The sequence below is a fragment of the Desulfoferula mesophila genome (genome assembly GCF_037076455.1).
Taxonomy (GTDB): Bacteria; Desulfobacterota; Desulfarculia; order Desulfarculales; family Desulfarculaceae; genus Desulfoferula; species Desulfoferula mesophila.
The window spans coordinates 2602890-2623204 of sequence record NZ_AP028679.1; the positions used below are offsets into that span (position 1 = coordinate 2602890).

The 20315-nt window shown below is 59.5% G+C and carries 13 protein-coding genes and 1 pseudogene; 9 read left to right on the top strand and 5 right to left on the bottom strand.

The features are described from left to right. Nucleotides 1–513 precede the first annotated feature (513 nt). The 6 genes from kaiC (at nt 514) to AACH32_RS11785 (ending at nt 10320) form a co-directional block, all read left to right on the top strand. Nucleotides 514–2274, top strand: a complete 1761-nt coding sequence (gene kaiC / locus AACH32_RS11760) for a circadian clock protein KaiC (protein ID WP_338599562.1) — start codon at nt 514–516, stop codon at nt 2272–2274. Further along, nucleotides 2274–2570, top strand: a complete 297-nt coding sequence (locus AACH32_RS11765) for a circadian clock KaiB family protein (protein WP_338599565.1) — start codon at nt 2274–2276, stop codon at nt 2568–2570. The genes kaiC and AACH32_RS11765 overlap by 1 nt, the downstream gene beginning before the upstream one ends. After that, a complete protein-coding gene (locus AACH32_RS11770) occupies nt 2571–6200 on the top strand; it encodes a PAS domain S-box protein (RefSeq protein WP_338599568.1) in 3630 nt (1209 codons plus the stop codon). It abuts the gene before it with no gap. Nucleotides 6201–6401: 201 nt separating this feature from the next. Next, nucleotides 6402–7283, top strand: coding sequence for a response regulator (locus AACH32_RS11775; protein ID WP_338599571.1), 882 nt, complete (start codon nt 6402–6404; stop codon nt 7281–7283). Between the two features lie 8 nt (nt 7284–7291). Further along, complete coding sequence (locus AACH32_RS11780) at nt 7292–8971, top strand: putative bifunctional diguanylate cyclase/phosphodiesterase (protein WP_338599575.1); 1680 nt, start codon at nt 7292–7294, stop codon at nt 8969–8971. Beyond that, nucleotides 8968–10320, top strand: a complete 1353-nt coding sequence (locus tag AACH32_RS11785; RefSeq protein WP_338599578.1) for a sensor domain-containing diguanylate cyclase — start codon at nt 8968–8970, stop codon at nt 10318–10320. Before AACH32_RS11780 ends, AACH32_RS11785 begins: the two co-directional genes overlap by 4 nt. A 162-nt stretch (nt 10321–10482) precedes the next feature. On the opposite strand, the gene AACH32_RS11790 is transcribed toward AACH32_RS11785, so the two are convergent. The 5 genes and pseudogenes from AACH32_RS11790 to AACH32_RS20905 form a co-directional block, all read right to left on the bottom strand. Beyond that, nucleotides 10483–11706: a site-specific integrase gene (locus tag AACH32_RS11790; RefSeq protein WP_338599581.1), complete on the bottom strand. Its 1224-nt coding sequence runs from the start codon at nt 11704–11706 to the stop codon at nt 10483–10485. A gap of 387 nt (nt 11707–12093) precedes the next feature. Next, nucleotides 12094–13215 carry an epoxyqueuosine reductase gene (locus tag AACH32_RS11795; protein ID WP_338599584.1) on the bottom strand — a complete coding sequence of 374 codons (1122 nt, stop codon included), beginning with the start codon at nt 13213–13215 and terminating at the stop codon, nt 12094–12096. 70 nt (nt 13216–13285) lie between these two features. Then, the gene (locus AACH32_RS11800; RefSeq protein ID WP_338599586.1) at nt 13286–13612 is read right to left on the bottom strand and encodes a DUF1330 domain-containing protein; all 327 of its coding nucleotides are present in this window, start codon (nt 13610–13612) and stop codon (nt 13286–13288) included. Nucleotides 13613–13629: 17 nt separating this feature from the next. Beyond that, the gene (locus tag AACH32_RS11805) at nt 13630–14457 is read right to left on the bottom strand and encodes a MaoC/PaaZ C-terminal domain-containing protein (RefSeq protein WP_338599588.1); all 828 of its coding nucleotides are present in this window, start codon (nt 14455–14457) and stop codon (nt 13630–13632) included. Nucleotides 14458–14628: 171 nt separating this feature from the next. Next, nucleotides 14629–14781: pseudogene (locus AACH32_RS20905) on the bottom strand (terminase small subunit); the annotation flags it as partial. Between the two features lie 741 nt (nt 14782–15522). On the opposite strand from AACH32_RS20905, the gene istA reads away from it, so the two are divergent. From istA to AACH32_RS11820, 3 genes are all read left to right on the top strand, one after another. After that, nucleotides 15523–17022 carry an IS21 family transposase gene (istA, locus tag AACH32_RS11810; protein WP_338599205.1) on the top strand — a complete coding sequence of 500 codons (1500 nt, stop codon included), beginning with the start codon at nt 15523–15525 and terminating at the stop codon, nt 17020–17022. Continuing rightward, nucleotides 17019–17795 carry an IS21-like element helper ATPase IstB gene (istB, locus tag AACH32_RS11815; RefSeq protein ID WP_338599592.1) on the top strand — a complete coding sequence of 259 codons (777 nt, stop codon included), beginning with the start codon at nt 17019–17021 and terminating at the stop codon, nt 17793–17795. Before istA ends, istB begins: the two co-directional genes overlap by 4 nt. Nucleotides 17796–18284: 489 nt before the next feature. Next, on the top strand, nt 18285–20225 hold the full coding sequence (locus AACH32_RS11820) for a potassium transporter Kup (RefSeq protein ID WP_338599596.1): 1941 nt from the start codon (nt 18285–18287) through the stop codon (nt 20223–20225). Nucleotides 20226–20315 lie beyond the last annotated feature (90 nt).

A 20315-nucleotide genomic window follows, 5' to 3' on the forward strand; every position in this document is an offset into this window, starting at 1 on the left:
ACCTGAATCTCCCTAGCCCACCCAGGATAAATCAGAGTGCCCCTGATTTCCATGCAGGGGCCTGGACCGTAACACTGGCGAACCGAATCTGTAGCGAACTTTGGTCTAATCAATGAAAGGTTCTCAAAATATCCTAATTTTCACTAGGGTTTATTTCAATGAAACCAATGGGATGCAAATAAGTTAAAATATATAATTAATATAAATATTTATCTGATCCTATCAGGTATAATTAAGGTACCTTGAATTGAACTGACAAAGGTCATGGCCTGCCCTCGCCAAATGCCAGTAGTGGAGCGTGTTGATAAACCAACATGGTCCGAGGATAGCGGTTTCTCTGTTGAGATAAACATCTCTGATCACCGCCAGCGCCTTCTTAACATTACTCCCGTTACTCCCGGCAAAATTAAGGCCGATATTTTCGTGATGGGCAGCAGTGCTCATGCAAGCGTGATTGGTGATTATTGCCAATCCACAGCCCATCATCCGGCATCATTTGAAAGGTAGTTTTGCATGGCCGCCAAGAAGGCAACCAGCAGCAATCCCGAGCCCCGAATCCAAGCCGTGAAGAAGCTTCCCACCGGCACCGAAGGTCTGGACGTGGTGCTGCAAGGCGGCCTGCCCCTGGGCCGCACCACCGCCCTGGTGGGCGGGCCGGGCGGCGGCAAGACCTCCCTGTGCACCAATATCGCCGCCAACTGCGCCGGGCGGGGCGACGCATGTCTCTATCTCTCCTTTGAGATGAGCCATCAGGCCACCACCCGGGACGCTGCTTCGCTTGGTTTCGACTTCCCCGCGCTGGAAAAGCAGGGAAGCCTGGTGTTCGTGGACGGGCGACCCGCTTTGGGGTCCCAGAAGAGCGGTGAGTTCGACCTAGGCGGCTTGCTGGCCGTGGTAAAGGGCCTGAGTCGGGAGAAAAAAGTAAAACTCGTGATCCTGGACGCGGTGGAGGTTCTGCTCCAAGCGTTCAGCGACCCCGATCAACGGATCCAGGCCCTGCAAGAGCTGCATATCTGGCTGGAGGAGAACAACTTTACCTCGCTGATCACCGCGCGAGCTCCGGCGCAATCGGAGGGCCAAACCGACCTGGGCCAGATCGAGTTCATGTGCGACTGCTTGGTCTACGTGGATCAGCGGGTGGAGCAGGAAATGACCACCCGGCGCCTGCGGGTGATCAAGTACCGGGGCTCGGACACGGGCCGCAACGAGTATCCCTTCATCATCGCCCCCGGCGGCATCAAGCTGATTGCCCTGAGCAGCACCAAGCTGGACAAGGGGCCACTCACATCTACGGTTTCCAGCGGTCACCCGGTGCTGGACGAGGTGTTAGGTGGCGGTTATCGCCGGGGTTCCTCGGTGCTCTTGACCGGCGAGACCGGCACCGGCAAGACGACCTTCGCCTGCATCTTCGCCAACGCCGCCTGCCGCAAGGGCGAAAGGGTGCTTTACGTGGGCTTCGAGGAGGCCAGCTCGGCAATTATCGCCGGAATGCGTAGCACAGGCCTGGACCTGGAGCCTGTGGTCAAAAAGGGCAACCTGAGGTTCCACACGGTTATGCCGGAGTCCATGGGGGGCGAGGAGCACCTCATTCACATCGTGGACCAGGTGAAAAGCTTCAACCCCGATCATGTCGTCGTGGACGCCATTAGCGCCTTTTTGCGCCTGGGCGGCCCCGAGGCGGGTTTCAACTTTGCGGCTCGCCTGATCACCCACCTGAAGTCGCACGGAGTCACTACCCTGCTGCTGAATCAGATCGACGGCATGTCCAATGTCCACGATATCTCGGGCATGGGTGTCTCCACCCTTTTGGACTCCCTGGTTTTCCTGCGTTACATGGAATCCGGCGGCGAGATGAACCGCATGCTGCTGGTGCTCAAGTCGCGGGGCATGGCCCACTCCAACCAGTACCGCGAGTACCTCATGAGTGATCAGGGAATCGAGTTCCTGGACCTGTACAAGGGCACGGGTGAGGTCAAGACCGGAACCGCCCGCAAGGAACAGGAAGCGCGCGAGGCCGCCGAGCTTCACCGCCGCGAGGCCGTGGTCAAGCAAATGGAGCGGGCGGTGGCTTTAAAGCAGGCCGCTGTCCACAATCAGCGAAATCTGGAGGAAAGCGAGCTGGCCTTGGCCGAGGCTGAGCTTGCAGCTGCCCGCCTGGAACTTGATCTATGGCATCAGGGGCGGCAAAAGCGGGGAGAGATGCGCCAGGGCCTCAGGGCCGACTCACCCGAGGCCAAAAAGCCCACCCGCGAGGGCAAGAAGGGCGGTGCGTGATGGCCAAGAAAACCAAGCCTGGCCAAAGCCAGCTGCGGTTCCTGCGGCTGTTCTTGGCCGGTGACGAGCCCAACTCAGCCCTGGCCAGGAAGAACCTGGAGCGCATCGTCAAACAAAACTCCATCGATCCCTCCTTGGTTGAAGTGGTCGACGTATATGAGGACCACCGCACCGCCCTGGACAACAAGGTATTGCTCACGCCCACCCTGTTGATTGGGCTGCCCGGCAGCGTGACCAGGGTGGTGGGCAATCTGCAGGACGTGGACAGCTTGATCCACCAGATTGAAGCCGCCTAGATGCCTCAGAACAAAAAGCCGACCTACGAACAGCTCGAGCAGCGACAGGAAGAGCTGGAGCAGCGCCTGGCCGAGGCAGAGCAGATGCTGGACGCCCTACGCCGTGGCGAGGTGGACGCGGTGCTGGCCCAGGAACAGCCCATCGTCCTGTGGCCCAGGGAGTTGGAGCGAAAGCTTAAGGAAAGCGAGACGGCCCTGGTCGAAGCCCAGACCACAGCCAAGATCGGGAGCTGGCAATACGAAGTAGCCCAGGACAAGCCCATCTGGTCGCAAGAGATGTTTCGCATCTTCGACCGCGACCCCGCCCAAGGCGAACCCCCTTGGTGGGAGCATAAGGATTTTTTCCATCCCGAGGACTGGGAGCGTCTCGACCAGGCGGTGCGCGACGCTATTGAGAAGGGGCGGCTCTATCGCGAGGAGTTTCGTGTCATCCGCCGCGACGGGAGTGTCATCTGGGCCGAGACCATAGGAAAGGCACATCGAAATGAAGCCGGTAAAGTCTTCAGCCTATCTGGAACAGTTCAAGACATAAATGAGCGCAAAAAAGCCGAACTGGCTTTGTCCGAAAACGAAAAGAAATACCGACGCCTGACAGACAATTCCCCAGACATGATATACCGGATGTCTTTGCCTGATGGTAAATATGATTTTGTCAGCAGGGCAGCAGAGACTCTTACTGGATATCCACCAGACACATGGTATGCAAACCCGCTCCTGATCAAGGAGATAATCCCACCGGACTGGCATTCCTATTTAAATTTACAATGGAGCCGCCTGCAGAAGGGCGAAGTCCCACCAACTTATGAGTATCAACTCTTGCATAAAAACGGGGAAGTCAGGTGGATAAACCAGCGCAACGTTGCGGTCCGTGATGAACAAGGCCAACTGATCGCCATTGAAGGTATCCTCAACGATATCACCCAGCGCAAGGAGGCCGAACTGGCCCTGGCCGATAGTGAAGAGAAATTCCGCACCCTTTATGCCAGCATTCGCGATGCCATCCTCATTGCCGGCACAGACCGTAATATCCTCGATTGCAACATCGCGTTCACGGATGTTTTTGGTTACACCCTGGATGAAATCAGGGGACAAGCAACCTCCGTTTTGTATGAGAGTCAGGAAGAATTCGCCCGTATGGGCCGGGAGATTCAAGAGCACTTAAAAGATCGCACCTTTGTTGCAACCATTAATTACCGCAGAAAAGATGGAAAAGTCTTCCCAGGGGAGACCAGCGTTTATTATCAGACCAACGACCGAGGCGAAGTGGTGGGGTTGGTCGGTATAATCCGGGACATTTCGGCAAAGGTGGCCGCCGAAAAAGAGTTGCGTGAGAGCAGGGACCTACTTCACCGGACCGAGGCAATTGCCAAGATCGGCGGCTGGGAGTTGGATGCAAAAACCCTCAGGCAGAAATGGACCGATGGCATTTACCGCATTCACGAGGTGGACCCGGACTTTGATCCCAATTTGGAAGAGGCAATCGAGTTTTACGCACCCGAGGCCCGCCCGGTCATACGACATGCGGTGGAGCAGGCACTTGAGAAAGGCGAGCCTTATAATCTGGTGTTGCCTTTCATAACCGCGAAAGGCAGGCATTTGTGGGTCCGTGCCCAGGGAGAGGCCAAGTGGGAAAACGGTGCCATAGTGCGCATTGGTGGCACCTTCCAGGACATCACAGCCCAAAAATCAGCCCGAAACCAATTGCGCCTAGAGCGCGATCTTTCTAAGAAGTACCTGGACACCGCTGGGGTGATTCTCTTGGCCTTGGACAAGCAGGGCCGCATCGAACTGATCAACCGCAAAGGCTGCCAGCTGCTGGGTTGTCGGGTCGAGGAAGCAGTGGGCCAGGATTGGTTTACCAGCTACATCCCCGAAGATTCGCGCCAGCGAATTCGGGCCGTGCACGAAAATATCATGGCAGGCATGGTGGAGTTGCACACCTACGAGGAAAATACGGTGATCAGCGACTCCGGAGAGCAAAGGCTCATTCGCTGGTTCAATACGGTCATAAAGGACTCCGAGAGCAACATCACCGGCACCCTGAGTTCCGGCGAGGACATCACCGAATACAAAGCCGCCCAGGAAGCCATCAACCGGCTGGCGGCCATTGTGGAATCCTCTCAAGACGCCATCACCGGCAAGGACCTGCAAGGCATCATCACCTCCTGGAACGATGCTGCCGAGCGCATATACGGCTATACCGCCGAGGAGGCCATAGGCCAGCATATTTCCCTGATCGTGCCCGAGGACAAGCGTGGCGAAGTGGAGCAGGTGCTCACCGCCGTGGGCCGGGGAGAGGCCATCAGAATCCACGAAACCGTGCGGCGGCGCAAGGACGGCAGCCTGGTGGATGTGTCGCTATCGGTTTCGCCGGTGCGCGATGACCAGGAACAACTGGTCGGCGCTGCCACCATCGCCCACGAGATCACCGAGCTCAAGTGGGCCCGCCGGGAAAAGGAGAAACTGGAGAGCCAACTGCGGCAGGCTCAGAAGATGGAGGCCATCGGCACCCTGGCTGGCGGCATAGCCCACGACTTCAACAACATCCTAGCGGCGATCATGGGCTACAGCGAGTTGGCCCAGGACAGCCTGCCAGCCGATTCCGAGGCGGCGGAAAACATCAAGACGGTCATTGATTCCGCCCAGCGGGCCAAGGAACTGACCTGCCAAATACTCTCCTTCAGCCGCCAGACCGAACATGAGCAGGTTGCCTTGGACTTGGAGCCCATCATCAAGGAAATCTTGAAAATGCTCCGTGCCACCATACCCACCACCATCGAGATCAAGCAAAACATTCCCGTTGGCACCGGCAAAATCATGGCCGACCCAGTGCAGATACACCAGATCCTCCTGAACCTGTGCAACAACGCTGCCCAGGCCATGGAAGAAACGGGTGGGGTATTGAGCGTGGATTTGGATGTGGTTGATATCGACGAGTTGACCGCAGATGGATATGTGGGCCTGGCTCCCGGTAGGTACCAGCGGCTCAGTGTGGGCGACACCGGTGTGGGCATGAAAAGGGAAGTGCAGGAGCGCATTTTCGAGCCCTTCTACACCACCAAGGATGTGGGCAAGGGGACCGGAATGGGCCTGTCGGTGGTCCACGGCATAGTCAATGACTACGGCGGGGCCATCACGGTCTACAGCGAACCAGGGGAAGGTTCCACCTTCCATGTTTACCTGCCGCTGGCTGAGGCCAAGCCAGACAAAGAACAGGCATCCTCGTCGCCACCAGAACTGCGCCGGGGAAGCGAAAGCATACTATTCGTCGATGATGAGCCTGCTCTGGTGGATATCGGCAAGCAAACCTTGTCCCGTCTTGGCTACAAAGTGCAGGGTTTCACCTCGGCCCAAGAAGCATTGGAAGCCTTTCAATCCGCGCCCGACGAGTTTGACCTGTTAATTACCGACTTCACCATGTCCAAGATGAATGGTGTTCAATTGGCCAGCGAAATCCTAGCCATCAAACCGGACCTGCCTATAATCATGTGCACGGGTTTCTCTGAGCGGCTCTCCTCTGTTTCATCACAAGAAATAGGAGTGACCCGCCTGGCCCTGAAGCCGCTCATGCCCAGAGACATCGCGCGCATCATAAGGGAGGTCTTAGATAAAGACCAAACACACTCTTGAGCAGATGACCCGGCAGCGGGCATACCAAATGACCTGTGGTTACGAGGATTGCAACGATGCTGATTACGATAGTTGGTTTGCGCGGCGCCCTGCCTCCCCGCCCCGTTCCCTCTCGCATTTGCCAAAGGTAAGCTAGTGCCTCCCGACAAGAACAACTCGAAAGAGCACGCTGCACGCGAAAAAAGCGAAAAGGGCCAGCATATGCATTTCGAGCAGGAGATAATCTACAGTAAAAAAGCCTTGGCCGTGGACGATGATGCGGCCATCCTGGACATCTTGAGCCAGGCCGCCCGGGGGCGCGTTGATTTGACCACCGCCTCGAGCGCCAAGGAAGGCATAGCTCTGCTGGAGGAGCAGGGTCCCTTCGGGGTGGTGATGAGCGATCTCAGGATGCCTGATGTAGACGGCATACAGTTCTTGGACCTGGTAAGGAAGCGATGGCCCCACACGGTGCGCATACTGTTCACCGGCTTCGCCGATTTGCAGGCGGCCACCAAAGCCATCAACACCTCCCAGGTTTTCAGGCTGCTCACCAAACCCGCCCACAACAAGGAAATTCTGGCGGCCCTGTCCGACGGGCTGAAGCAACACCGGATGATAGTGGCCGATGAGGCCCATCTGCTGGAGCGGGAACGCCAGTTCCGCACCGCTCTGCTGGACCTGCCCCTGCCGGCCATGATCCACGCCGAGGACGGCCAATTGGTTCTGATGAACCGAGCCTGGCGAGAGATTTCAGGCTGGGCCACCGAGGACATTCCGGACTTTAACGCCTGGCGCCAAAAAGCCCTTGACCGGGATGCGGAGGAAGTTCAAAAAGAGTTTTCGGAGATATACGCAATCCAAGGCAGAGTGGCCCACGGCGAGCAGACTGTTATCACCAAGCAGGGCGCGCGCCTGGTTTGGGATTTCAGCTCCGCCTCCCTGGGCGAGATGCCCGACGGCCGCCGCGCCATCATCTCCATCGCCTCGGACGTCACCCAGCGCCGGGCCATGGAGGAGTCCCTGTCCCGAGCGGGGCAGGTGTTCGACAACGCCACCAACGGTATCCTAGTCACCGATTACGACGGGTCATCCTGGACGTGAACCCCGCCATGTGCCGGATAAGCGGCTATAGCCGGGATGAACTCATCGGGCAAAATCCCCGCCTGTTCCGCTCCGGCCGCCACGACGAAGGCTTTTACCACCGCATGTGGCAGGAGATCAAAGGCCCCGGCTCCTGGCGCGGCGAGATATGGAACCGCCGCAAAAACGGCGAGATATTCCCCGGCCTGCTCACCATCTCTACGGTGGAGGACGGCTCCGGCAAGCGATACGGCTTCGTGGCCAGCACCTCCGACCTCAGCCCCCTGCACCAGGCCCAGGAGCGCACTGAGTACCTAGCCCGACACGACGCCCTGACCAGCCTACCCAACCGCGACGCCTTGCAGGACCTGCTGCAAGAGGCCATGGCCCAGGCCGACCAAAGCGGAGAGCAGGTGGTGGTGTCCTATCTGGACCTGGACCAGTTCAAGTTGGTCAACGAGTCGCTCGGGTACCAGGCGGGGGACCGGACCCTGCAGGAAGTCGCCCGGCGCCTGCGGCGGGGCCTGGAGCAGGACAACAGCCTGGTGCGCTGGGGCGGCGACCACTTCGTTGCGGTTTCGGTCACCCAGCGGGGCAGCGCGGATGCCGAAGACAAGGCGCGGCGCCTGCTGGAGAGCGTGAATCTTCCCCTGGATGTGGACGGCCATCGGCTGTTTTTGACCATCAGCGCCGGCCTGAGCCTCTACCCCGGCGACGCCCAAACTCCCGAAGAGCTTGTCCAACACGCCGACACCGCCATGCACTCGGCCAAGCAGCTGGGCCGCAACCACTACAAAATGTTCTATGAGACCATGAACCAGGAGGTTGTCGAGCGGCTCGCCCTGGAGAGCGAGCTGCGTACCGCCCTGGAGCAAAAGCAGTTCATTCTGCACTACCAGCCCCAGGTGGAGCTGGCCACCGGCCGGGTGCGGGGCCTTGAGGCCCTTGTGCGCTGGCGGCACACCCAACGGGGCCTGCTGATGCCCGACCAATTCATTTCCGTAGCCGAAGATGCCGATCTCATCGCGCCCTTGGGCGTCCAAGTGCTGGAAATGGCCTGCCGACAGATTCGCCTCTGGATGGAGCGGGGGTTGCCGGTGGAACGGGTGGCGGTGAATCTTTCGGCCCACCAGTTATGGGAAGACGACCTGGCCGAAACCGTCACTGAGATAATGGAAAAGCACGGCTGTCCGCCTCAGCGCTTGGAACTGGAGGTCACCGAAAGCGTGATTATGAGTTCGGTGGAAAAGGGCCGCGAGGCGCTGGCCAAGCTTCACCGGCTGGGGGTGGAGGTGTCCATAGACGACTTCGGCACCGGCTACAGCTCGCTTTACTATCTCAAAAAGCTGCCCTTCAGCGTGTTGAAAATCGACAAATCCTTCGTTGATGACCTGCCCGGAGACGCCGACAGCGTCAACATCGTGGCCAGCATCGCCACCCTGGCCCACGGCATGGGCAAGCAGGTGGTGGTGGAAGGGGTCGAGACCCTCCCCCAGCTGGAGTCGGTGGCCTCCTGTGGCTGCGAGATAGTGCAGGGCTTCTACTTTTCGCGCCCCCTGCCCCCGGAGGAGATAGAAAGGATCCTCAGCTGCGATCGGCGCCCCTTTGCCAACCGGTTGCCTGGCGCCCGCTGGGTCGGCACTAAATTAAAACCTCTTTGCAAAATGAAGAGCTTGCCGTTTTTGTTTTTCCCAGGAGTCGCTCGATGATACGCCTTACCAAAAAAGTCTTCTTCGACCTGGCCATCTGGATGATCGGGTTGGGCCTGGCCATGGGCGTGGTCTTTCCATTCTTCATGGTGCTCATGGGGGTGCCCGCCCAGATGGTGCTCACCCCTTGGTTTTTCGCCGCCTGCATGGGTGCTGGCTTCGTGGTCGGAACGGCTAACATAGGCTTGGCTCGCGGCGTGGTGGGGAAGCGGCTTCGCCTGCTGGCCGAACGTATGCGGGTGGTTGAGGGCAACTTGAATCATATGGCAGCCGGCGACGGCATGGAGGACTGCTCCCCTGAGGACTGCTACATCGCCGTAGACTCCAGCGATGAGATCGGCGAGAGCGCCCAGGCCTTCAACAATCTGGTGGGCGCCCTGGCCGAGGCCCACCAGAGCGAGGGAGCGGTGAGCGAGTTCAGTCGGCTGCTGGCCAGCCAAATGGAGTTGGAGGCATTGACCGAACAGGCCCTGCGGCAGCTCATGGGTCACACCCGGGCCAGCGCCGGGGCCCTGTTGGTGGAAACAGAGGGTGAACTCAAGATGGCGGCCTCCCATGGCCTGCGGGGCCCTGCCGATTTGGGACAGAGCGACCATGTGCGCGCTGCCATGCGAACCGGCCAGCTACAGCGGGTACTGTTGCCCCCGGAGTTGACCGTGGAGGGAGTGCTGGCCGACTTCAAGCCCCGCGAGGTGCTGGTGGAGCCGGTGATGTACAAATCGGTGCCCATTGGAGTCATCGTATTGGCCACGGGTGAGGCCTTCGACGAAAAGGGCCTGCACCGCCTGGAACTGCTGCGCCCAGGGCTGGCTCTGGCCCTAAACAACGGCTTGGCCCACGAACGTTTGCAGCGCCTGGCCGCCTTGGATCCCCTCACCGGAATCTATAATCGCCGCTTCGGCCTGGCCCGCTTGCAGGAGGAGTTCGGCCGGGCGGTGCGCGACAGCTCCCCCCTGGGGGTGGTTATGTTCGACCTGGACCATTTCAAGAGCGTCAACGACACGTACGGCCACCTGGTGGGCGACCGTGTGTTGGTCCACATGGCCAAGTTGGCCCGCTCGGTCATGCGCGAGGGCGACGTGTTGGTCCGCTACGGCGGCGAGGAGTTTCTGGCCATCCTGCCCGCCGCTTCCCGGGAAGACTGCCGCGCGGTGGGTGAACGCCTGCGCCGCTTGGTACAGGAGAGTGCGGTGCGCGACGGGGAGCAGGAAATACGCATTACGGTGAGCGCCGGGGTGGCAGCCACCCCGGAACTAACCGTGGACAGCCCCAACGACCTGGTGAGTCAGGCCGACCAAGCGTTGTATGAAGCCAAGGACATGGGCCGCAACCAAGTCAGGATCGCCTAATCCTTTGACGCTAGTAAAACCTCATGCGATTTTTACCTGTTCGGTCTTGATAAAACTTTTCGGCTACTACTTGTAGTTGCGGCGTTGCTCATTTATTGATTAGAGGAAACGCAAGCTATTCTGGTGGCCATCCTTTCACACACTTCTATAGATTGAACGTTTTCATTTAACTTTTGATCGTCTTTGACGCTTGGTAAGGGGCAACACCTTCTTTTCTGGCTTCCGGGCCATGGCCCCGGCAATTCTCTCTCCGATCTGATTTGCGGCCTGCTTAAGGGGATCAGCGGGCAGGTGGCTATAACGCATGGTCGTCTGGGCCTGGGTGTGCCCCAGCAGCTTTCCTATGGTGGGATAGCTCATGCCAACCCCGGCCCCGACGCTGGCGAACGAGTGTCGCAGATCGTGCAGCCGCACATCATCCAGCCCTGCCCTCTCCCGTATCCGCCGCCAGGGGCGCTGTAGGTTGACCAGCGGCCTCATGGGCCGGGCGCCTGGGCAGACAAATTGATTGCCGGCCTGGCGTGGGGTGCTTTCAAGTAGGTCCAGGGCGACTTGCCCCAACGGAACAAATCGTTGTCCGGTTTTGCTGTCCCTCAGGTTAAGGCACCCGCGCTCCCAATCAACGTCGTCCCATCTAAGGTTCAGGACCTCAGAGAGCCGGCAGCCGGTAAAAATCAACAGTCGCACGGCGGTGATCACGGCGGGCAGTTCCGAGTTCTCTTGTTCAACCTCAGCCAAGGCTTTTCCCAGCCGGGCCCATTCGTCCTCGGACAAATAGCGCTGCCGCTTTTCCTCCTTGTACTTCTGGATATGCCTGGCGGGGTTGGTGCCATCAGGCCGGAGTCCCCAAGCCTCGGCCAAGTTGAACATCTTGCGCACTACCTCGAGGACTCGGTTGGCCTGGTATGACTTTTCTCGCAGGCTGTGGTGCAGTTTCGCTATCTGCTCGCGGGAAACCTCATCGACGTTGTAGCGACCCAGGGCGGGCAGGATGTAGTGATCAACGAGGTAACGATCTTTACGTATACTCTCCGACTTTTTTTTGACCTCGCTATGCTCGGCCATGTAACGAGAAGCCAGTTGTGCGACCGTAGGAGCGCCCCTGGCCGCAATACGCTCCTCGGCGGGGTCGTTGCCCCGGTCAACCTCCGATAGCTTCTCTCGGGCGGTCTTACGGGCCTGATCAAGCGTCATACGACCGTATTTCCCCAGGGTGACACGCCGGCTCCGGCCCTGAGCGTTGTAATACTGGATGCAAAACGATTTTACGCTAGAGGGTTTTACCCTCACCCCCAGACCCACCTGTTCTGTGTCCCAAAAAACCAGGTCTGATCCTTCGGCCTTGACGCCATCAAGCAGTCTCTTGGTTAATTTCACCTTTGGCATGGCATCCTCCCGGGTAAGCAGAGCCCCCAAATTGCCCGGGTAAGCATTGGGTAAGCACCGGGTAAGTAATCCACGGGTAGAATAGCGTAAAGCACGGTATCATTTCAAGCAGTAACTATGCTATTTAACGAAGTGTGTCGTTTTGGAGAGTAAACGAGCGGAGCTTAAACTGGTGGCTGTTAACCACCGGGCCGCTGGTTCGAGTCCGACCCGGGGAGCCAAAAGATTCAAGGGCCTAGGCGATTTCGCCTGGGCCCTTTTTTGTTGCATGGCAAGCACAGGGGATGCAATAGGATCGATTTCAGCTGCCGGTGTCGCCTCAATCGCAAGGATTAATCATCAACCGCGCTTTCCACTCGACTGCCCTGCCTCTCGCACCGCGCGGCCCTAGCTAAGATCCTCCAGGGCCCGGTCTACCTCTTCTTGCAGCAGCCCCCGGGCCGTCCCGGCGGCCTCTCGCAGGGCCCGCGCCGCCGCGTCTCCGCCGATGCGCCCCAGGGCCCAGGCGCACATGGCCCGCACCCGCTCGTCCTGGTTTTTCCCCAGGGCCTGGACCAGGTCCGCCACGTAGGCCTCATCGCGAGTGTTGCCCATGACCCGGGCCACGTTCATCTTCCAGCGCCACAGGTCCTTTTCGCTCATGTAGAACATGTGGGGCCAGATGCGCCGTTTAAAGTATTCCAGGTCCATGTGCAAGAGCTTGGGCAACTGGAAGTCCTCGGCCTTGGCCGCCGCCTTGGGGTTAACCGGCAGCTCGGCGGCCAGCCAGGGGGCGTTGCGGGGGCAGACGTTCTGGCAGTGGTCGCAGCCGTAGACCCACAGGCCCATGGGCTCCCTGAGCTCCCTGGGGGTCAGGCCCTCGCCGTAGTAAGACAGATAGGAGATGCAGCGCCGGGGGTCCAGCTTGCGCGGCCCTTTGAGGGCCCCGGTGGGGCAGGCGCTCAGGCAGGAGTTTTTGCACCAGTCGGGGCAGCCCACCCCCATGCTGGGTTGGCCGGGGGGCAGCTCGGCGTCGCAGACCAAAGCGATGGGCAACACCCAGGAGCCGCGCCGTCCCGCCCGGTTGGAATAGAACAAGCAGTTCTTGCCGAAGTCCCCCATGCCGGCCCGGGCCGCGGCCAGACGGTGGGACAGGTTCCAAGGAAACTCGGTGGCCACCCCCCGCTCCCGCAGGAACGAGCGGAAGGCCTTGATGCGCCGGCTCAGGCCGTCCTTGGTCACCCGGTCGTCATCCAGGTAGCAACGGCCGAAGTGCCTCTCCAGGGAGGCGGGGTAGGCCCGGCTAAAGTACAGCTCCAGGAGCACGATGATGGATTTGGCCCCGGGCAACACCCGGGCCGGGTCCACCCCGGCCTCCAGGTCCAGGCCCAGAGCCTTGGTCCAGGCGTACTCGGCCCGGCGCTCGGCCAGCACCTCGCTCTGGTGGCTGAAGGGCTCGGCAGTGGTGAAGCCGATGTCAACGAAGCCCAATTCCCTCGCCATATTCCTTAGCTCGTCCGCGCTAACCATGCGCTTCTCCCCGCCCCCGGCCTGCCCGGCCCCGGGGACCCCTTGGTTGTGCCTCCCGCAACTTTGCCCGCTAGGCGCCCGCAGCTTTGGCGGAGCATTCGATCAGCAAGGACTTGCGGATGGCCGCCTCGCGCAGGGGCAGGGCCTGAGCCAGGTAGCCAGGGTCTTGGGCCATTTGCTTAAAGGCCGCCCGGCTGGGGTATTCTACGAAAAAGACCAGGTCCGCGTCGAACTCGCCAATGAGGGCCGATTGCGGGGCATAGAGGGCGCTGTGCATCCTGCCGCCCGCCTCCCGTAAAAAGGGCGCGGCGGCCTTCAGGTATTCCCGGTATTTGCGGGCTCCATCCCCGGGCTTGAACCACAGGGCATTGAGCATGTAGATCTTTTCCTCGGCCATGCTACCCCCATTGAGGCCTAGGCCAGCTTGGCCAGGCCGTTTTTAAGCACCGGGCCATTGGGAGTCTCCGCCTCCAGGCGGCACTCGTCCCCCTGCCGCCAAATCTTGACCCGCAGCTCATCGCCCGGGAAAACCGGCCCGGCGAAGCGAGCGGAATACTCCCGCAAACCGTCCGGCTCGCCCCCCAGGGGGCCGTTGACCAGGGCCCGGCAGGCGTAGCCGTAGGTGCACAGGCCGTGCAGCACCGGGCGCGAAAATCCGGCCAGGGCCGCGGCTTGGGGATCGATGTGCAGGGGATTGAGGTCCCCCAACAGGCGGTACAGGGCGGCCTGTTGGGGCGGCACCCGGTAGGTCAGATCGTAATCAGGCTCCCGTTCCGGCGGGGCATGGATCACCGCCTTGGGGCCCGGCTCCCCCCCGAAGCCGCCGCCGCCCAGATAGAACACCTTCCACTGGGTGTCGAACAATGGGACGCCGTCTTCCAAGGCTCCCTGCACCAGCACCTCGATGAGTGCACCCTTGCCCTTGTCGAAGATGTTGGCCACCCGGCTGGTGAGCACCACCCGGGCCTGGGCGGGCAGGGGCCGGTGCAACACCAGGCTCTGCTCGCCGTGCACCATCAGCGGCTTTACCAGCCCCGGCATCTGCGGCCAGACCCGCAAGGCCGGCACCACCGCGAAGCTTGGCAACACCTGCATGCCGCCCGGATGGCCCTCGTAGAGCAGGGAGGCCTCCTCAGGCCCCGCCCCCACGGCCAGGGCGTAGAGGGCCGCGTCCTGCCAGGTGTAGGCGCTGGTTAGCGGCCCCCTGGTCAGGCCGACGAGGCTGGGGTCTACGGGGGGCATAAAAGGTCCGTGTTGGGGTTGGCTGGGATCCGAGGGTTGCGGCCGCAGGGCAAAACTACCATCGCGGCCCACGACTCGCTCCGCACCAGCTGATGCCATATATCACGTATTACGTTGCTTGGCGTCATACGTTTATCGCAAAGATACAATACCTGGTCAATATAATTAAATGCGCTGGGCCCGGGCGTCCCGGCCTGCCTGAACGACTTTCGCAATGTTGGGTTTTGTTAGGTTCTCGGCCCCGATGAACCTGGCCGCCTTCTCGGAGTAGCCCGCTCGGATCGCCGCCTGGGTGTCAAGACGTACACCTGATAACCCTCGCACTCAGGACGATCATTCGACTACCCCTAACACCTAGCCCTCCCCGGCCGGGATCGTCGATCCTGGAATAGAAATTGGCCCTTGAGTCCCGCAGTTCAGATGCTTTCTGCGGGCTGTCCAGATTAGCTTTTATATCCTCTTATGATTTTGTTAGGCGGGAGTGGATTAAAGGTGTAGCCGAAAAGTTTAACTGCGCCGAGCCTGCTAATTTTTAAGAATGGTTTTGTAAGGTTGGTTGGGGTGAGTAAAACAACCGCCAACTCAAGTTGGAGACATGATCTTAGCCCTCAGCCCGGAGGGTTCACATTAAGGGAGAGGAAGCAAGTTTTATGCGTTCACCGGGAAGAGTTCGATTAATCTTATGAAATGCAATTTGCATAGAAACTCCTCGTCGTGCCAGCCAGCCGTAAAAAAATTACCCGCCATTGCCAAAATCACTTTGAGCCCTAGCGCGCGCTAAAACATATAAATGCTGTAATAACAGATAATTAAACTAGACAAACCTCCCATGGGCTTTTTTGGCCCGCCTTATGCATCCATACTAAGGGAATCTATAATTTAAACGGTAGGTGATGACATGAATAGAAAGCTCTGTAAATGGCGGTCCAAAAGCGAGACGATTTTAGTGGCGGTTGAAAACCGTGACACATTGATTCAGTTTTCTTCAGGTGTTTTGGTGCGATGGAGGCCATGGTGGCTTCCAGGCCAGGACTCTCTGGAGGAGCGGAAGGGGTGTACACGGACATGGATCAATGGGCCCGGATCAGACTTGAGTTGCGCGATGGCCAGGCGAGCAAGCGCGAGTTAATGCGTAGAGAGGGCATCCATTGGGATACCCTGCAAAAGATTCAGAATTTTCCCGAGCCTCCCGGATACCGGCTCAGCACCCCCCGAGCCAAGCCCAAGCTTGGCCCCTACCTTGAGTTGATCGCCCGGATCATAAAAGAGGACAAAAAGGTTCCCAAGAAGCAAAGGCACACGGCCACGCGCATATATCACCGCATCAAGGAGGCGGGTTATCAGGGCAAGTACACCCAGGTAAAGGAGGCGGTGCGCGCAATCAAGCGCGTGAGCCAGGAGGTGTACATGCCCCTGGTCCATCGTCCCGGCGAGGCGCAGGTGGACTTTGGCTATGCCCTGGCCAAGGTTTCCGGGGAGCTTCGCAAGATAGCGCTTTTTATCATGGCCTTGCCGTACTCCGATGCCTTTTTCGTGGCGGCCTTCGACAAGGAGTGCAGCGAGAGCTACTGGGAAGGGCATGCCAGGGCGTTCGAGTTTTTCGGTGGGGTGCCCCACCGGATCAGTTACGACAATAGCAAGGTCCTGGTTTCCAAGATCATAGGGCCTCATGAGCGCAAGCTGACCGATGGTTTTCTCAAGCTGCAGAGCCATTACCTTTTTCGGGAGCATTTTTGTCGGGTGCGGCGTCCAAACGAGAAGGGCGTGGTGGAAGGGGTGGTCAAGTACGCCCGGCAGAATTTTTTGGTGCCAGTGCCCCAGGTGAAGGACCTGGCCGAGCTCAATGCCATGCTTTTAAGGCAGTGCCGCGACGACATGAAGCGCCGTTTGCGTGGCAAGGGCGGTAGCAAGGCCGAGGTTTTGCAGGAAGACCAGACAGCCTTTGTCCCCCTGCCTCCCTCCCGCTTCGATGCCTGCCGCAAACAGCCTACCCGGGCCAATTCATTGTCCCTGGTCCGCTTCGACGACAATGACTACTCGGTGCCGGTGGCTTGTGCCCACCATGAAATTGTGGCCAAGGGCTATGTGGATCGGGTGGTGCTCTGCCACCATGACGTGGTGGTGGCCCGCCACTCCCGATCCTGGGGCAAGGAAGGGGTGTTTTTCGACTACCGGCATTATCTGCCCTTGCTGGAGCGCAAGCCTGGCTCCCTGGACCACGCCCGCCCCCTGGCTGACCTAGATCTGTCTGAGTGCTTTGAGGTCTTGAGGCGGCGGCTGGTGGCCGGGGAAGACATGCCTGGCCAGGGCACCCGTAAATACATAAAGGTCCTACGTTTGCTGGAGGACCACTCCATGGCCAGACTGAAGCGGGCGGTGGAGCAGGCATTGTACGCGGGAGCCTATGCCCCGGAGGCCATTGTCCACCTGCTGGAGCCGCCATCATCAGGGCCCGCGGCCACCTTCCTGCTGGACGGTCGTGAGCACCTGGGCCGAGTGAGCGTGGCCGGGCCCGATATCACAGTCTATGACTCCCTCCTCGCGCAGGGAGGGGCGCTGTCATGAAGGACCAGGACAAACCCACCGTGCTCTTGGAGTACCACCTCAAAAAGCTGAAGCTGCCCACCATTCTCCGGGAATACGCGGCCATGGCCAAGGTCTGCAGCCAAGACCGCTCCGATTACATGACCTACCTGCTGCGCCTGACCGAGCGGGAGCTTCTGGACCGCGAGAAGCGGGCAGCCGAAAGGCGCATCAAGCAAGCCGCCTTTCCGGTGATCAAGACCATGGACACCTTTGATTTCAAGGCACAGCCCTCCATCAATCAGCAGCTGGTCAGGGAGCTGATGAGGGGCGAGTACATCGCCAAAAAGGAAAACGTGCTCCTGATCGGAAACTCCGGCACCGGCAAGACCCAGCTGGCCAGCGCCATGGCCTTTGCGGCCTGCGCCCAGGGAAGCAAGGTGAAATTCTACAGCGCCACCGCCCTGGTCACAGAGCTCATGGAATGCCGCGAGGAAAGACGTCTGCAACGCCTGCAGAAACAGCTCCAGCGCCTACACCTGCTGGTCATCGATGAACTGGGCTATGTGCCCTTCTCCAAGATAGGCGCTCAAATGCTATTCGAGGTGGTGGGTAGGGCATATGAACAACAAAGCCTCATGATCACCACCAATCTCCCTTTCCAGCAATGGACGGAGGTCTTCGGCTCCGAAAGACTCACCGGTGCACTGCTGGACAGACTGACCCATAGGTGCCACATCATCGAGGCCAATGGAGAAAGCTACCGGCTCCGCCAAGCCAAAAGACGATCCCAGGCAAAGCCCAAAACCAACTAAGGCAAGATCATGATTGACAGCATGAACAACAGGACTATATCTCTAAAACAAGTGTCACGGTTTTAGACCGCCAACTGTCCCGCACTTACTCCGCCATTCACAGTTTTGGTTGTTGCGGACCGACTACGTGCTCGCCGGCAACTGTCGGACGCCTGGAAGACGATGGTGTGCTGGTCGTGGAGAGTATTTCTTGATTTTCGCCGGTATTTAAAATTCTAGCATACGTCTCGCGGCGATTGGAAGCATCTGCGGCAAAGTTAACAATGCTGAGGCCAAGGCCCGCTTGCCTCCCGGAGCAACCGCGCGGCGGTATTCCGATGATCCGGCGCCTTAGGCCCGCCAAGGCGTCCGGCCCAAAATTAATGGATGGAGGCGCAGTTGCGTACCGGCAAAGGGCTTGCCGTATAATCTTGCATTAGGTCGGAAGGTGCCGGGCACTGCAGGCCATCACTCGTTTCGGCCGCCGCGGAGGTGAAGGGAAGGCTCTGGATGCCCGCAGCCAAGCACAATTCGATTCCAACAGCTCCGGGCTCCCCTCCGCCCACGGAGAAGAGCGGGGCTCCTATCGACAAGCGGCTGGCCGGCCTTTCCCTGGCCGCCCTGGGGGTGGTCTTCGGGGACATCGCCACCAGCCCCATATACGCCATCAGGGAATGCTTTCACGGCGAATATGGAATCGCGGTCACCCAGGCCAACGTGATGGGCATCCTGTCGTTGATGTTCTGGTCCCTCATCCTGATCGTGGGTTTCAAATACCTCACCTTCGTTTTTAGGGCGGACAACCATGGAGAAGGGGGCGTCATAGCCCTTACCGCCCTGATCCGCGGGCCCCAGGGCGCCGATGATACCAGGGAGCGGGCGCCGGTGATCGGCCTGGGACTGTTCGCGGCCTGCCTCCTGTTCGGCGACGGAATGATCACCCCCTCCATCTCCGTTTTGAGCGCGGTGGAGGGCATCGGCATAGCCACCCCGATCTTTGATCCCTACGTGATCCCTTGCACCATAGCCATTCTGATCGGCCTGTTTGTGATCCAGCGTCACGGGACAGCCCGAGTGGGTGGCCTTTTCGGGCCGGTAATCCTGACCTGGCTTTGTTTTTTGGCGGTAACTGGTGCGGCGCAGGTGGTGCGGGCCCCGCAGGTGCTGGCCGCCGTTGCGCCTTGGTACGCGGTCAAATTCCTGTTCCTCAACCAGGTTCAGGGATTCGTGGTCTTGGGCGCGGTCTTCCTGGTGGTCACGGGAACGGAGGCGCTGTACGCCGACATGGGACATTTCGGCACCAGGCCCATTCGCCTGACCTGGTTTTTCCTGGTGCTGCCCGCCCTGCTGCTGAACTATTTCGGCCAAGGCGCCCTTCTGATGAGCCATCCAGAATTGTCAGCCCACCCCTTTTACGCCATGGTGCCTTCCTGGGCCATGATTCCCACCGTGGTCTTGACCGCCCTGGCCACCATCATCGCTTCCCAGGCGGTAATCAGCGGCGCCTTTTCCCTGACCCGTCAAGCCATCCAGCAGGGATACCTGCCTCGCTTGGAAATCAGCCACACCTCCCCCACTCAGTCCGGCCAGATATACATAGCCCCCATCAACTGGATGCTCATGGTATGCACGGTGGCCCTGGTAGCCGGTTTTCAATCCTCCAGCAAGCTGGCCGCCGCATACGGAGTGGCCGTGACCTCCACCATGATCATCACCAGCATCCTGTTTTTTGTCGTGGCGCGCAAACGCTGGCACTGGACTCTGGTCGGGGCCCTATCTTTGAGCAGTCTTTTCCTGCTGGTGGATGTACCCTTCTTTCTTGCCAACCTAAGCAAGATTTTGCACGGCGCCTGGTTCCCGATTTTCATCGGGGCCATATTCTTCCTAGTGATGCAAACCTGGGCCAAGGGACGCCGGATCCTAGCCGAACAGTTGCGCAGGATCATGCCGCCGGTTCATCAATACATCGTGGACATAATCAGCCATCCCCCGCATAAGGTCGAAGGGGACGCGGTCTTTCTGAGCGGAACCCGCAACGCGGTGCCGGTGGCCCTGGCCAAAAACGTGCAGCACAACCACGTCACGCACAATCGAACAATCCTGCTGCATTTCAAGGAGGAAGACGTCCCCTGGGTTCCCAATCGCGAGAAGGTCCAAACCGAAAATTTGGGCGGAGGATTTCATCGCATCACCGCCCGGTACGGGTTCATGGAAGACCCCACCCTGAAAAACGTGCTTTCCCTGGCCCGAGAGCAAGGCCTGGAGTTAAAGCCGGAAACCACAAGCTTTTTCATTGGGAGGGAAAACCTGGTTTTGGCTGACAAGCCCGCCATGGCCCGTTGGCGCGCCGTTCTTTTCATCTTTTTGTCCCGCAACGCCGCCAACCCCACTTCGTTTTTCAATCTTCCCCCTGACCGGGTGATAGAGGTGGGCGTACGGCTGCTCGTCTGAAGCTGCCCCGGCCCTTAAATTTGCGGGTCGATTATCGACGCCCCAAAAGCCGCCATGCCGCAGTCCCCTCATAACCGCGGACAGCCACGG

What these genes read in the sequence shown, in the direction of transcription:
- kaiC (WP_338599562.1), top strand. Translation starts at nt 514, where the DNA reads ATGGCCGCCAAGAAGGCAACCAGCAGCAATCCCGAGCCCCGAATCCAA.
- AACH32_RS11765 (WP_338599565.1), top strand. Translation starts at nt 2,274, where the DNA reads ATGGCCAAGAAAACCAAGCCTGGCCAAAGCCAGCTGCGGTTCCTGCGG.
- AACH32_RS11770 (WP_338599568.1), top strand. Translation starts at nt 2,571, where the DNA reads ATGCCTCAGAACAAAAAGCCGACCTACGAACAGCTCGAGCAGCGACAG.
- AACH32_RS11775 (WP_338599571.1), top strand. Translation starts at nt 6,402, where the DNA reads ATGCATTTCGAGCAGGAGATAATCTACAGTAAAAAAGCCTTGGCCGTG.
- AACH32_RS11780 (WP_338599575.1), top strand. Translation starts at nt 7,292, where the DNA reads ATGTGCCGGATAAGCGGCTATAGCCGGGATGAACTCATCGGGCAAAAT.
- AACH32_RS11785 (WP_338599578.1), top strand. Translation starts at nt 8,968, where the DNA reads ATGATACGCCTTACCAAAAAAGTCTTCTTCGACCTGGCCATCTGGATG.
- AACH32_RS11790 (WP_338599581.1), bottom strand. Translation starts at nt 11,706, where the DNA reads ATGCCAAAGGTGAAATTAACCAAGAGACTGCTTGATGGCGTCAAGGCC.
- AACH32_RS11795 (WP_338599584.1), bottom strand. Translation starts at nt 13,215, where the DNA reads ATGGTTAGCGCGGACGAGCTAAGGAATATGGCGAGGGAATTGGGCTTC.
- AACH32_RS11800 (WP_338599586.1), bottom strand. Translation starts at nt 13,612, where the DNA reads ATGGCCGAGGAAAAGATCTACATGCTCAATGCCCTGTGGTTCAAGCCC.
- AACH32_RS11805 (WP_338599588.1), bottom strand. Translation starts at nt 14,457, where the DNA reads ATGCCCCCCGTAGACCCCAGCCTCGTCGGCCTGACCAGGGGGCCGCTA.
- istA (WP_338599205.1), top strand. Translation starts at nt 15,523, where the DNA reads ATGGATCAATGGGCCCGGATCAGACTTGAGTTGCGCGATGGCCAGGCG.
- istB (WP_338599592.1), top strand. Translation starts at nt 17,019, where the DNA reads ATGAAGGACCAGGACAAACCCACCGTGCTCTTGGAGTACCACCTCAAA.
- AACH32_RS11820 (WP_338599596.1), top strand. Translation starts at nt 18,285, where the DNA reads ATGCCCGCAGCCAAGCACAATTCGATTCCAACAGCTCCGGGCTCCCCT.